Origin of the sequence: Jeotgalicoccus aerolatus, from assembly GCF_014635205.1 — a bacterium.
GTDB classification, from domain to species: domain Bacteria; phylum Bacillota; class Bacilli; order Staphylococcales; family Salinicoccaceae; genus Jeotgalicoccus; species Jeotgalicoccus aerolatus.
Genome location: NZ_BMCN01000004.1, coordinates 53,706 through 67,158, shown reverse-complemented (window position 1 = coordinate 67,158; position 13,453 = coordinate 53,706). Strand labels below are relative to the sequence as shown.

11 protein-coding genes are annotated in these 13,453 nt (G+C 41.0%); 5 read left to right on the top strand and 6 right to left on the bottom strand.

The window, feature by feature from the left end; all coding sequences use genetic code 11:
* The first annotated feature begins 29 nt into the window (after positions 1-29).
* Positions 30-206: a hypothetical protein gene (locus IEU81_RS10115; RefSeq protein WP_176760591.1), complete on the top strand. Its 177-nt coding sequence runs from the start codon at positions 30-32 to the stop codon at positions 204-206.
* 70 nt (positions 207-276) lie between these two features.
* Positions 277-1,758, top strand: coding sequence for an MDR family MFS transporter (locus tag IEU81_RS10110; RefSeq protein ID WP_186090890.1), 1,482 nt, complete (start codon positions 277-279; stop codon positions 1,756-1,758).
* Positions 1,759-1,810: 52 nt separating this feature from the next.
* On the opposite strand, the gene pepT is transcribed toward IEU81_RS10110, so the two are convergent.
* From pepT to IEU81_RS10095, 3 genes are read right to left on the bottom strand one after another with little or no spacing between them, the layout of a single operon-like run.
* Complete coding sequence (pepT, locus tag IEU81_RS10105; RefSeq protein WP_186090888.1) at positions 1,811-3,031, bottom strand: peptidase T; 1,221 nt, start codon at positions 3,029-3,031, stop codon at positions 1,811-1,813.
* A gap of 16 nt (positions 3,032-3,047) precedes the next feature.
* Entirely contained in the window at positions 3,048-3,554 is a 507-nt protein-coding gene (locus IEU81_RS10100) for a GNAT family N-acetyltransferase (protein ID WP_186090887.1), read from the bottom strand.
* Between the two features lie 17 nt (positions 3,555-3,571).
* Positions 3,572-4,630, bottom strand: coding sequence for a D-alanine--D-alanine ligase family protein (locus tag IEU81_RS10095; RefSeq protein ID WP_186090885.1), 1,059 nt, complete (start codon positions 4,628-4,630; stop codon positions 3,572-3,574).
* 163 nt (positions 4,631-4,793) lie between these two features.
* Between IEU81_RS10095 and IEU81_RS10090 the strand changes: the two genes are divergently transcribed.
* The 3 genes from IEU81_RS10090 (at position 4,794) to IEU81_RS10080 (ending at position 8,896) form a co-directional block, all read left to right on the top strand.
* Entirely contained in the window at positions 4,794-6,509 is a 1,716-nt protein-coding gene (locus IEU81_RS10090) for an ABC transporter ATP-binding protein (protein ID WP_186090883.1), read from the top strand.
* Between the two features lie 316 nt (positions 6,510-6,825).
* Complete coding sequence (locus IEU81_RS10085) at positions 6,826-7,692, top strand: prephenate dehydratase (protein WP_186090882.1); 867 nt, start codon at positions 6,826-6,828, stop codon at positions 7,690-7,692.
* Positions 7,670-8,896: a dicarboxylate/amino acid:cation symporter gene (locus IEU81_RS10080; protein WP_186090880.1), complete on the top strand. Its 1,227-nt coding sequence runs from the start codon at positions 7,670-7,672 to the stop codon at positions 8,894-8,896. The genes IEU81_RS10085 and IEU81_RS10080 overlap by 23 nt, the downstream gene beginning before the upstream one ends.
* A gap of 173 nt (positions 8,897-9,069) precedes the next feature.
* On the opposite strand, the gene IEU81_RS10075 is transcribed toward IEU81_RS10080, so the two are convergent.
* The 3 genes from IEU81_RS10075 to IEU81_RS11025 form a co-directional block, all read right to left on the bottom strand.
* Complete coding sequence (locus IEU81_RS10075) at positions 9,070-10,476, bottom strand: purine-cytosine permease family protein (protein WP_186090878.1); 1,407 nt, start codon at positions 10,474-10,476, stop codon at positions 9,070-9,072.
* Positions 10,477-10,759: 283 nt separating this feature from the next.
* Positions 10,760-12,058, bottom strand: a complete 1,299-nt coding sequence (locus tag IEU81_RS10070; RefSeq protein WP_231957233.1) for a putative glycoside hydrolase — start codon at positions 12,056-12,058, stop codon at positions 10,760-10,762.
* On the bottom strand, positions 12,055-13,404 hold the full coding sequence (locus IEU81_RS11025) for a polysaccharide deacetylase family protein (protein WP_231957232.1): 1,350 nt from the start codon (positions 13,402-13,404) through the stop codon (positions 12,055-12,057). Before IEU81_RS11025 ends, IEU81_RS10070 begins: the two co-directional genes overlap by 4 nt.
* Between the last annotated feature and the right edge of the window lie 49 nt (positions 13,405-13,453).

The window sequence follows — 13,453 nt, the reverse complement described above, 5'->3', positions numbered from 1 at the left end:
AGAAGGATGTCTTTTTAAGGAGGAAAATTATGACACGCACATTAATTTCTATCATCGTCATGGCATTATGCTTTGCCGGAATTTACTGGATTATTGAAACATTCTTACCATCAATCCCTGACACATATGCTTTGCCAATATCAGTATTACTGGGGATAACAGTCGGTTACTTTATTTTCATTCAGATTGATAATCGAATCGGATAAAAAATTAGTGAAATTTTATTTAATATGGGGTATAATAGTTAGATTGATTTTAAGGTAAAGGGGAAACTAAATGTCCGAATCACCACAAAGCAAACCGGATTACAGATTAATTATTATTTTGCTGTCCGGTGCTTTTATTTCGTTCTTATCGAACACTTTTTTAAACGTCGCTCTTCCCGCAATTAAAAATGATTTCGGGATATCCACTTCAGCTGTGCAATGGGTTTCTACAGCTTACATGCTTGTTTCAGGTATTATCATCCCTACAACAGCCTATCTAATGCAGAAATTCAGTGCACGTACATTATTTTTAACAGCGATGATGCTGTTTCTGGCCGGGACTATTATTTCCGGTTTTTCACCTGCCTTCTTCGTTCTGATTATAGGACGTATGGTCCAAGCAAGTGGATCAGCCATGCTGATGCCGCTCTTAATGAATATTATGATAAGCAGCTTCCCGCCTCATAAACGCGGGACTGCCATGGGCTTATTCAGCTTAGTTATGTTCTTCGCTCCTGCAATCGGCCCGACTGTGTCGGGGATTGTAGTTGAAAAATACTCTTGGCACATGCTGTTTTATATGATGATTCCGCTGCTTGTTATCGTACTTGCAGTCGGGTTCTGGAAGCTGCCTGAAGTTCAGCAGCATCGCCAGGCGCACATCGATATTCCATCTATTATCTTATCGACAATCGGTTTTGGCGGCGTGCTTTACGGTCTGAGTTCCGCAGGTGAAAACGGCCTTGCGAGTTCCAGCGTGCTGATACCCTTACTGCTCGGTATTGCAGGTGTCACCTTATACGTCGTCAGACAATTTAAATTGGAGCATCCTATGCTCGACTTCAGAGTATATAAATTTCCTATGTATACAATTGCTTCTTTAATTATCGGTGCTGCAAACATGGCACTTTTTGCGGGCATGATTCTCATTCCTATTTTCATGCAGGATATTCAGGGTCTCAGTCCGCTTGATACTGGACTGCTGATGCTTCCCGGCGCTTTAATAATGGGCTTCATGAGTCCTGTATCTGGTAAATTGTTTGATATGTACGGTCCAAAAATAATGGCTATTACTGGACTGACGCTGGCTGTTGTCACGACATTCTTCCTGAGCCGATTAGAGATCGACACACCTTTCACATATCTGCTAACAATTTACATGATCCGTGCACTCGGCATGACGATGGTAACGACACCGGTGATGACTAACGGTATGAACTCTCTGCCGCCTCATTTAACACCGCACGGTTCGTCGTTAAACAGTATGCTGAATCAGGTCAGTGGCTCAATAGGTATTGCACTTTTAATTACCGTAATGCAGACCTATACAAATATTTCTGTCAATAATATGAATCATCCGACTGAAGCGATGATTAACCAGGCAACACTTGAAGGGATCAATCTGGCATTCTTAGTCGGAACAGGATTTTTATTCCTGGCTTTAATTGCTGCACTTTTCTTAAAACGCATAGGGACAGATGATGTCATTGGCAAATCTATCGCAAAAGCCCGTCCAATACAAGACGATACTAAAAACATTAATAATGAATAAATAAAAAAACTGGAAGTTCGACATTGCAATGTCGAACTTCCAGTTTTTTATATTACTCAGCATTCAATTCAATAATTTTAACAATCGTCTGTGCTGATTTTTCCATATCGTTAACGGATGCAAACTCAAACTTGCCGTGGAAGTTTTCTCCGCCAGTAAATAAATTTGGTGCAGGCAGTCCTTTATATGACAGCTGTGAACCATCAGTGCCGCCGCGAACAGGTTCGATAACCGGTTTAATACCCAGTGATGTCATCGCCTTTTCTGCCAAGCTTACAATCGTCATATCTTTTTCTATAACTTCTCTCATATTATAATACTGATCATTCATATCCAGCTCTATTTCCGCTTCAGGATATTTATCTTTAAAATGATTAATTTTCTTTTCAATTGAATCTTTGCGCGCTTTAAACGCTGCAGCATCAAAATCGCGGATAATCATCGTAAATTCTGAGTACTCAACATCTCCGGAGAAATTCAGCACGTGATTAAATCCTTCATACCCTTCAGTCTTTTCAGGCGTATCTGCCGCATCAAAATCAGCAATAATATCTGCTGCAATCCGTACAGCATTGACCATCTTGTTTTTAGCAGTACCAGGATGGACACTGTTGCCTTTCACTTTTACTGTTGCACCCGCAGCATTGAAACTTTCATACTGTAATTCACCGAGTGGACCGCCGTCAACTGTATAGGCAAAATCTGCAGCAAAACGGTCGACATTAAAGTCATGCGGACCGCGGCCAATTTCCTCGTCCGGTGTGAAGCCGACCTTAACTGTGCCGTGCTTAATGTCCGGATGACCAATTAAATACTCTACAGCTGTCATAATTTCTGCAATACCTGCTTTATTATCCGCACCAAGCAAGGTCGTACCGTCTGTAGTAATCAGCGTATGCCCCGTGTAATTATTCAAGTTGGGGAACTGTTCAGGAGTCAGCACAACATTAAGTGCCTCATTTAAAACAAGGCTGCCTCCTTCATATTGAACAAGCTGCGGCTTAACATTCGTACCGGTAAAGTCTGTCGCTGTATCTACATGAGCTAAAAATCCAATCACTGGTTTTCCTTCAGTATTCTGAGGCAATTCAGCGAACAAATACCCTTTACTGTCCAGGCTGACATTGCTCATGCCAATCACATTTAATTCGCTCTCAAGTTCTTTTAAAAGATCCCATTGTTTAGCTGTCGAAGGAACGGACGCACTGCCCGCATCCGACTGTGTATCAATTTTTGTGTATCTTGTTAAACGTTCAATTAATTCTTCTTTCAATTCTGTCATCCCCTTATTAAATTTTGCTGATGTCGTCGTAACCGTAAAATGACTCCGCTATTGCTTTACCGTCAATTGTAATCGTCTCTTCTCCGAGAAAATGGCCGCCCATATGCTTATAAAAATCAACAGCCGGATTTTCAGATAAAACGGAAACAACCATTTTTTTAAAACCCCGTGCCGATAAATTGCGGGCAGTCTGTTCAAATAATTCACGGCCAATACCCCGTTTATGAACTCGTTTCAAAGAATATATCGCATACAGTTCTCCGTCGTATTCCGGATATGTATCCTTATCTCTGTTCTCACCGCCGATGGCAAAACCGACGATGTCACCTTCCAGCTCCGCCACATAAAGCGGCTGGTTTTGTGCTGCCTGTTTCCATATTTTTTCTCGTTTTTTCACATCAAGACTGTCGAGATAACTTTTAGGAACGATGCCTGGATAAGTCGTATGCCAGCTCTCTACTTGCACCCTGGCGATTCCTTTGGCATCTTTCACATCTGCTAAACGGATGATCATACAATTATCTCCTTCTCTTAAGAAATATCTGTTTTCAGTCTCTCTGAACGCTCATATCTTTCCAGGCTTAATTCTATTAGTTTGTCCAGTACTTCTGTATACGGCATCCCCGACGCTTCAAGCAGTTTCGGATACATACTGATACTCGTAAAGCCGGGTAAAGTATTCACTTCATTCACAATCACTTTTTCATCAGCTGTTAAAAATACATCCACTCTCGCCATCCCTTCACAGTCGAGCACTTTAAAGGTCTCACGTGCAATTTGACGAATTTTTTCAAACGTCTCATCTTCCAGCTGTGCCGGGATATTTAACAGCGCACCATTTTCATCCAGATATTTTGAACTGTATGAGTAAAAATCAGTCTGTGACACAATCTCACCCGGCACTGAAACAAATAACTCTTCGTTTCCAATGACAGAGACTTCAATTTCACGGCCTTCAATACCGCTTTCGATCATTACTTTTGTATCAAATGAAAACGCAGAATCCACCGCTTCATAAAAAGAATCTTCATCCGCAACTTTTGATACACCCACTGACGAACCTTGATTTACCGGTTTGACAAACATTGGGATACCTAGCTTTTCTTTAGCCGCTTCATATTTCAGTGCATCTTTATCGTAGTAATTGACGACAAGCGACGGTGCAACGTCGATACCTGATAGCTGCAGTAGCCGCTTTGTCATGTCCTTATCCATACACACTGCAGAACTCCGAATACTGCATCCTGCATACGGTATATCGGCCAGTTCTAACAGTCCTTGAATACTGCCGTCTTCTCCTGCAGTTCCGTGGAGAATCGGCAGCACCGCATCCAGTTCTATAACCTCGCCGCCGGCTGTCAGCCCTATCGAAGGGACTACAGACAGTTTTTCACTGTTACTTTCATTTAACGAAACTATCTCCTGGCTGTCTTTGGCAAGAAGCCATTCACCAGTTTTAGTTATATTGATCAGTGTAACCGTATATTTTTCCTTATTCAGCGCTTCGAAGACGCTTTTGGCAGAACGGATCGATACTTCATGCTCCGTCGATTTTCCGCCGTATATTATTCCCACGTTTATTTTACTCATGTATAAACTCCTCAAATGTGTCTAATCTTTATTCTTAATTTTACACCACTTTAATCCATAAGTTAATTTATATAAAAGAGAAACAGTCAAATATTGAATTCACCTTAAATTTAACAGTGGTATACTCTAAATACTTATACTACATAAGAAAGGTTGGGGCACGGTGAAGAAGTTTTTATCTTATTACGCACCTTATAAAGTTTTATTTACAGTCGATTTTCTATCTGCTGTTATCGTCGGCTTGCTGGAACTTGCTTTTCCGGTGATCGTCAGCACGTTCATCGATGAACTGCTTCCTACAGGAAACTGGCAATGGATTTTAATCGCTGCGCTTGGACTGGTACTCATATATCTGTTCAATACATTGATGCAGTTTATCGTAACATACTGGGGGCACATGCTCGGGACGAATATCGAGCGGGATATCCGGAACGATTTATACCGACATATCCAAAAATTATCATTCCGCTTTTTTGATAATACTAAAACCGGAAAATTGTTAACTCGTCTGACTAATGATCTGATGAACATCGGAGAGATGGCTCACCATGGTCCGGAAGATTTATTTATTGCAATTATGACTTTGCTCGGGGCTTTTGGAATCATGTATTACATCCATCCAGAACTCGCAATTATTGCATTTATTATCGTTCCGCTGATTTTAGTTATTGCTATTTATTTCAATAAAAAAATGACAGTCGCTTTTCGGGAATTATTCGGCCGCGTGTCTGAATTTAACCATTTAATCGGCGATAAAATCGGCGGTATTCGTTTAGTGCAGGCTTTTGCAAGCGAAGAGAAAGAATTGCAGGAATTCAAAAAAATAAATGACCGCTTTAGAGCAACAAAACTAAAGGCATATAAAATTATGTCATTTAATACATCGAGTACATATATGCTCATGCGCTTAGTCACCGTCTTCATACTGATCGCCGGTGCCTATTACGTTATGAGAGGCGAACTGTCATACGGTGAATTTGCTGCCTTTATTTTAATTTCCAATGTACTGTTTAAGCCGCTGGAGAAAATTAATGCAGTCATTGAACTGTATCCGAACGGTATCGCAGGATTTAAGCATTTCCTCGACACTATGGCAGTTGAACCGGATATAAAAGATAAAGAAGATGCGCGTGATTTAACTAACGTTAGAGGCAGTATTTCATACGATAACGTATCGTTTAAGTACGAAGAAAAAAATGTCCTGTCAGATATATCGTTTAATATTGCACCCGGAGAAACAATTGCTTTCGTCGGTCCTTCCGGCGCAGGTAAAACGACATTATGTTCCCTGCTTCCAAGATTTTACGAAGTGTCTGACGGCAGCATTAAAATTGACGGTCAGGATATTAGAGACTTAACGCTCTCTTCTCTTAGAGAAAACATCGGTACAGTTCAGCAGGATGTCTTCTTATTTGCAGGCACTTTAAAAGAAAATGTCGCATACGGCAAGCCCGATGCAACAGATGAAGAAGTTTACGATGCTTTAGAAAAAGCACAATTGAAAGAATTGGTCGACAGTTACAGAGATGGTCTCGACACAATTGTCGGCGAACGCGGTGTTAAACTGTCCGGCGGACAAAAACAGCGTATTGCCATTGCCCGCATGTTCTTAAAAAATCCGCCGATTCTAGTACTGGATGAAGCAACGAGCGCACTCGATACTGCGACCGAAATGTATATACAAGATGCTTTAAACAGACTGGCTGAAGGCAGAACAACTTTAGTAATCGCCCACAGGCTTGCTACAATTAAAAATGCCGACCGGATTATGGTCGTTACGCCTGACGGTATTAGCGAAAGCGGCACGCATGACGAACTCTTATCTATTGATGCAGGAATTTACAAAGGACTCCATCAGGCACAGTTTGGTCAAATTTAAATTGACAAAAGAATTCATAATTGTTAGACTAATTAACATTATTAAAACTTTAAATGATGAGAGTGATTTTTATGTTGAAGCAAACAGAAATATCACAATTAAATACATTCTTTTTCAGCTATTTTAGATAGCGTCTGTATCCATCGTGGATATAGGCGGGACCTAAATCTATGATGGCTGAATTAATGATGCAGTAAACCAGCCATTAGAAAATCTAATTGGCTGGTTTTTTTATATCTACCTTTACCGACCGATTGGATTTCTGTAACAGAATTCAAGCGGTCTTTTTTAATATTAAAAATAAGGAGTGTTCTAAATGAAAATTGGTTATCAAGGTGTAGCAGGCAGCTACAGCACCCTCGCGTGTGCAGCATATGCCGGCAATGAAGAATATACAGCAGAAGGTTATATGACATTTAAACTGCTCGTTGACGCACTGCTTAACGACGAGGTCGATTACATTGCACTGCCGGTTGAAAATTCAACCAGCGGGCCGATTACGAGAACGATTGATCTGATGAAATATCTCGATGTTAAGGCGGTAAAAGAAGTCTATGTAAAAATAGATCATGCACTGATTTCTAAAAAACCCGTCACACTGGATAAGGTCACTGAAGTCTACTCTCATCCGGAAGCTCTGGAACAATGCTACACCTATTTAAGCCAGTATCCCGATATCAAAGTAAAAGAATACAGCGATACGGCCGGTGCTGTTCATATGGTCAAGGAATCAGATAATGAAACTATCGCAAGTATCGCGGGCAGTCATGCCGCCGAGCTCTACGGCATGCATGTGATTCGTGAAAACATAAGCGATAACCCGCTGAACACGACACGTTTTCTAATTTTCACTAAAGAACTGAGCGAAAAAGTTCTGCATGAAAAAACTTCGCTCTATATTGAATCCGATCACAGCACTGGTTCATTGAGCGATATTCTCGACATCTTTAAAACGTATAACATCAACCTGCTCTATTTAATGAGCCGTCCAATTCAAAACAAACCGTTCTCTTACGGCTTTTTTATAGACATAGAAAACGATGTGGACCGGCCGAACTTTGACAAAGCACTCACTGTTTTGACTAAGGAAACATCATATATAAATATTTTAGGAAGTTACGATAAGGGACAAATTCCCGAATACGAAGGAGTAATTCAAAATGAAGAATATACTGACAGGTAAAAACCACTTATTTACGAGAATTGCGATCGGCTTCGCTTTAGGTATTCTGCTCGGAATATTTCTGCCCGAGTTTTCCATACAAATTAAATTCATCGGAGATATTTACCTGAATATTATTCAGGCTATGATTATACCAATCATATTTGTTGCAGTATCTACAGGGATAATTAATATCGGCAGCGGCAAAGACCTCGGCCGGATCGGCTTTAAGAGTGTATTTGTATTTATTATTATGTTTATTGCCACTGCCGCTATCGGCTTATTAATTTCATATCTGGTCAGACCGGGAAATCACATTAACATCGGCTCAAGCAGCTATGACGGTGAAGTGACCTCGCCTTCTGTCGAAGATTTCTTTATGAATATAATTCCTGATAATTTATTTATGGCCTTATCTGAAGGCGATATACTGGCAACAATTATTTTTACTGTTATTTTCTCCATTGCGATTGTTGCAGTCGGAAAAGAAGCAGAGCCGGTTAAAAATTTCATTAACAGTTTATCATCAGTCATTTTTAAAGTTTTAAATTATATTATGGAACTGACGCCAATCGGTATTATTTCACTGATGGCTTTTGCTGTAGCAGAATACGGTGCAGGGATTTTCTCAGCGCTTGGACTGTATATCATCACAGCTTATGCTGCATGTATTATTGCCTTCATCGTCGTAATGCTCATCCCTATTTGGCTATATACAGGCATGACCCCTGTTCAGTTTTTAAAAGGTATCTACAAAGTATGGCTCGTCTCATTAGCAACAACAAGTTCAGCTGTAACGATGCCAACAACAATTCGTGTTACCAAGAAAGATTTTAAAGTCAGTGAATCGATCACTAATTTTGTCGTCCCTCTCGGAACGACGATTAATATGGCCGGCGGCGCAATTTCTTTCAGTCTGCTTGCCGTCTTCGTATCTGATTTTTATAATATTCCATTGGGTGTCGGACAGATTATTTATCTCGTCATCATTGCAACAGTTATAAATATGGCTGCACCTGGCATTCCAGGCGGGGGTATTGTACTCGGCGCCTCATTCCTCACTCTGCTCGGTCTGCCGATTGAACTGATGGGACCAATTGCTGCGATATACAGAATACTCGATATGGCTTACACGACTATGAACATAACAGGCGATGCTGCCGCTGCTGTCTTAATTGACGAATCGGAAAAACGCCGCTTTAAAAAGAAAAGTTCAGCTGCCTGAACAAAAAACGATACTCTGCAAGCCTGACTGCAGAGTATTGATTCCTCATGTTTATGTAAATACAGAGTAGAATACTGTTGACACACCAAAAAGCGCACTTGCCTCCTAGGGGAGCAAGTGCGCTTTTTGATCTGGAGGCTAGACTCATGTCCCAGCCTGTTTGTGTACTGTATTTATTTTGATTTAACGAGAATATCTCTTTCATCGATATCTTTTACTTCGTCTTTTAAGTAATACTTACCTTTAGTTACGTAAGCAATAACGATAGTCAATATTGCAGCTAAGGCTGCCGCGAAAAATGCAGCTGTACTTTGCAGGAAAGTTCCCATGTAGCCAAGGGCTGCAACTGTGCCTAAAAGACTTGAGATAATCAATGACCAGACGCCGACAGGATTCCATTTATATAAATGTTCCTGACGTTCCTCATAATATCCGGGGCCGATTTTCATAGCCTTTTTAACAACGAGAAAGTCCGTTACTAAAATAGCTGCCCATGACATCAGGAATACACCCTGGAAGGTTAAAGCATTATCGAGGTGATCTGTAATTCCGCCAAGCATGAGAATCATCGCTGTAACACCTGCAACGACAACCCAGAATCTGCGTCCCGGTTTAAAGTTAAGAACGTTCTCAAAGAAGTTCGATAATGATAGTGAGCTGCTGTAGATATTTGTAACATTAATACGAACCTGCGTCAGCATTGTAAACAATGCACCGCCGATTCCAAGCAGGTGAACGATGTATACACCAGGGTTGGGTTCGTTTAAACGTACGCCAAACCATACACCGAGGCCGCCCATAACACCGTAACAGAAAATTTGCGGGATAAAACCAATCGCTAGTGATCCGCCTTTAATATGTTCCGGTTTTAAAAATCGGGCATAGTCCGATGCAATCAGTGCTGTCAGTCCGATAATTCCATGCTGCATACCGATACATAAGAGCAGTGCTGTTCCGCCAATCTGCATACCTTCAGGCATATATGTCCAGAATGCACCGTCGTATTGTGATGGTGTCATAAATGATACAACGATAGCTGTAATCAGAAAGACAAAAAATATTGGCAATGACCATTTTTGTAATTTATCGAGCTGTTTAATTCCGAACCAGTTAAGTGGAATAACAAGAGATCCAAATACGACTATGAGCAGCCATACAGGAATAAAAGGGAAGAATTCATTTACTGCGTATACGAGGATCATACCTTCAAGTGCGCAGTACATAATAAAGTTAGAAGCATATATTAAAGACGTCAGTGATGCACCTATGTAGCCGAAGCCTCCGCCTCTGGACATTAAGTTTACGTTCATTCCAGACCTTGCGGAAAGGTAGACGATAACTGTCCCCATGACGCCTGCAACGATGATTGCGTATGCAGCTGATATCAATGCATTAATTGCACCGAATTGCAGTGCCATAACACTGCCGATTTGAAAATAGAATATTGCTGTTGCTATACCAAAAGTAATGTTGGTAATACTCAGCCAGCCCATTTTGCGTTCGTTATATGGGACTTTAGATAATGAGTGATCACTCTCGGTCGTTTCAATCTGTTGATCTGCTGTTTGCTCAGACCTCATAAATATCCTCTCCAATCTTATGAAATTTTATATTAAGACGACTTTTACACTATACACGATTATCACCCACAAATCAAATCCTTAGGTATATTTTTACACTATAAAGTCAACATAATATGTATATTAACAATTTTTATGAAAGTATACTTATCTATTTACTATGAAATTTTATTTCAAAATGCATAATATTAATGAAATAATGTGAAAAAATGCAAATGGGAAATAGATACGAAAACCCCTGCCTTCACTGATGTTTCCGGCAGGGATTTTCTAATGAAACTTATTAATATTCTGTACCTTCTGAATACGTATTCTGTGCATTCCATAATAAATATTCGTTTACACCATTATCTTTCAGTGCCTGAATTTGAGCTTCGACTTCTGCTGCACCGTAATTAAGATAATTTCCAGGACCTAAATACGACGCAGTAAAGTCCTGCAGCCACGGTCTCGATTTCGGCGGACTTTCCAGTGCTCCAAGCACTTCGTTTTCCACTTTCATATATTCATCTACCACGCCGTACGGTTCAGTGTCGGGCGTACTGAAATCAAAGGCCCCTGCCCCCCAGTGTGACGGGTATATCATCGACGAGATAACATCGACATTACTCGCAATTTGAGAAAAATTCTGTCCGATTCCAGGTGCCTCACGCTGAGTGGCCGCATAGCCAAAAACATCGACAGAAACGTCTACATCATAAGGTTCCAGCTGCTCATTGGCATAAGCAACAAAATCAGTGACTGCATTCACTCTCTGCTGGACTTCATCGGCTTCTGTATCCGCGTATTCACCGAAGTCATAAGTCAGCCCGGACGACAGTGTTTCAAATGATTCCGGGAACCGCACATAATCGAACTGAATTTCTTTAAAACCGAGTTTAGCAGCTTCGATTGCAATATCCACATTATAATCCCATACCTCTTTTAAGAATGGATTAACGAAACTCTCCCCGCTGCCGTTTTGCCATACCGTCCCATCGCTGTTCTGATACGATAGATCCGGTCGTTCCATGGCCAGCCTTGAATCTTTAAAGACGACAATTCTTGCAATCGGGTATATTTGATTGTCCTGAAGCGTCGTCATTAAATCTTCAGGGTTGATGTAATCATACATATAATTCTGTGCAATTTCATTATCGACATCAAGCGGCATCATAATGTCACCAATATCTTCTTTTACGTCGATGACCATCGAGTTTAAATCCGTATTATTTACGAGATCAATGAGCTCCTGCATACGTTCGCCGCCCGCAGTAAATCCGGTGACAAATATTCCTTTTACACCTTCTTCAGGGTAAGCAATGTCTACCCCGCTCTGATATTGGAATACAGGATCTGTATTTTTATCGACCGCGTATAAAGGCCCTTCATTTAAGTTTAAAGCAGCGCTTTCATTTTCTTTTGTCTCCTCTTTTGTGTCTGTTGTCTGCTCCTCTGCCGGTTCTTCTGACGATTCTTCTTTTGGGGCTTCTGCTGTTTCAGGTGTCCCCTCATTAAGCTCTGCCCGAATAGCAAAACCGAGCAGTATAAATAAAACCGCTAATATTCCGCCAGTCATAATTAAAAAGTTTCTCGTACTCATTCAGTCACCCCGCCTTCTGAACTGATCAGTGCTGGATCGATAAACGAATATCCCTTATCCTGAATGCCAGTGACGATATCCGGCAAAGCTTCAGCTGTCCAGCTGCGGTCATGCATTAACAGATTCGCTCCATCAGACAGCATTTCTGTGTTGACCATAATATCAGCCAGTGCTGAGCTTTCCTGATAGTCAGGTTCCCAGTCGAAGCCGTAAGTCCAGTTCATAACCGTCATATTTTCTTCTTCAGCAACTTTGATCGATGCTTCACTATTCACACCAAACGGTGCTCTGAAAAATCTCGGCCGTTCTCCGATTGCTTCTTCAATTAAATCACTTGTATCAGCAATTTCTAAGCGGACATCTTCCGGTGTAAGTTCCTGCATATTGAAATGATTATAAGTATGATTTCCGATTTCAAACCCCAGATCATGGATTTCTTTCAGCATACTTTGACCCTCTTCTGACTCGATAAACATCCCGTTAACGAAAAATATAGCAGGAACATCTAAATTCTTTAATGTCTTCGCCATATCCACCGCATTTTGATCTGGTGCATCATCGATAGTCAGGAGTACTGCCTTGGCATCAGTATGCTCATCCGCCGGTACAATACTCGATGTTTCACCGTCGACTATGTACGCCGTCTCCGCCTTGCTGTCTGCCCCGCTGTTTTCTGTATTAGTCTCTTCTAGAGACGCAGTTTCCCCATCCGTTTCTTCACCGAGTGCCTGCTTAACTGTATTGCCGTAACTTCGTATCTCTGCCAGCTGCTCGTTAATCTGAGCGTAATTCTGTGAAATCTGTTCATGCTGCTCATTTACGGCTGCGATACCTTCGGTCATCATAGTATAATCCGCACCGTCAGCTGCCAGTGACTCAAAAAATGAAATCTCGCTATTTTTAATGTCCTGATATCCGCTTCTGACTGCCTGCAGACTTTCAGCAAGTCCCGCCGAAGTGTCGGACAAATTAGTCAGCATTTCTTCGTTCAGCTCGCTGCTGTCATCTACATCATATGATTTAAAATCTTCTGCTGCAGATTTTAAATCCGTTTCTATTTCTTCCAGGCTGTTTGCCAGCTCAGTGCGTTCATTTAAATTATTGTAGAGTTCAGACTGGTCATTTTTAAAATTATCCAGCGACTCATCAGCAATCGATTCATTAAACAATCCGCTCTGTTCACTTTCAAAATCAATAAGATTTTGCAGCGTCTCTGTTAAGGCCGGTATCGTTTCTCTCTCAATCGTTTCTATATTAGACAACGTTTTATCTTCCGGGCTGCCGCAGGCACTTAAGACAGCTGCTGCGATGAACAGCAGCAGGCCTGTTATGTATTGACGCATCATTTATCACCCCATTATTTTAAAATCATTATAAAAAATAAAAAAAGAGTAA

Excerpts from the sequence above, each read along its gene's own strand:
- IEU81_RS10115 (WP_176760591.1), top strand. The coding sequence starts at position 30 with ATGACACGCACATTAATTTCTATCATCGTCATGGCATTATGCTTTGCC.
- IEU81_RS10110 (WP_186090890.1), top strand. The coding sequence starts at position 277 with ATGTCCGAATCACCACAAAGCAAACCGGATTACAGATTAATTATTATT.
- IEU81_RS10100 (WP_186090887.1), bottom strand. The coding sequence starts at position 3,554 with ATGATCATCCGTTTAGCAGATGTGAAAGATGCCAAAGGAATCGCCAGG.
- IEU81_RS10095 (WP_186090885.1), bottom strand. The coding sequence starts at position 4,630 with ATGAGTAAAATAAACGTGGGAATAATATACGGCGGAAAATCGACGGAG.
- IEU81_RS10085 (WP_186090882.1), top strand. The coding sequence starts at position 6,826 with ATGAAAATTGGTTATCAAGGTGTAGCAGGCAGCTACAGCACCCTCGCG.
- IEU81_RS10080 (WP_186090880.1), top strand. The coding sequence starts at position 7,670 with ATGAAGAATATACTGACAGGTAAAAACCACTTATTTACGAGAATTGCG.
- IEU81_RS10075 (WP_186090878.1), bottom strand. The coding sequence starts at position 10,476 with ATGAGGTCTGAGCAAACAGCAGATCAACAGATTGAAACGACCGAGAGT.
- IEU81_RS10070 (WP_231957233.1), bottom strand. The coding sequence starts at position 12,058 with ATGAGTACGAGAAACTTTTTAATTATGACTGGCGGAATATTAGCGGTT.
- IEU81_RS11025 (WP_231957232.1), bottom strand. The coding sequence starts at position 13,404 with ATGATGCGTCAATACATAACAGGCCTGCTGCTGTTCATCGCAGCAGCT.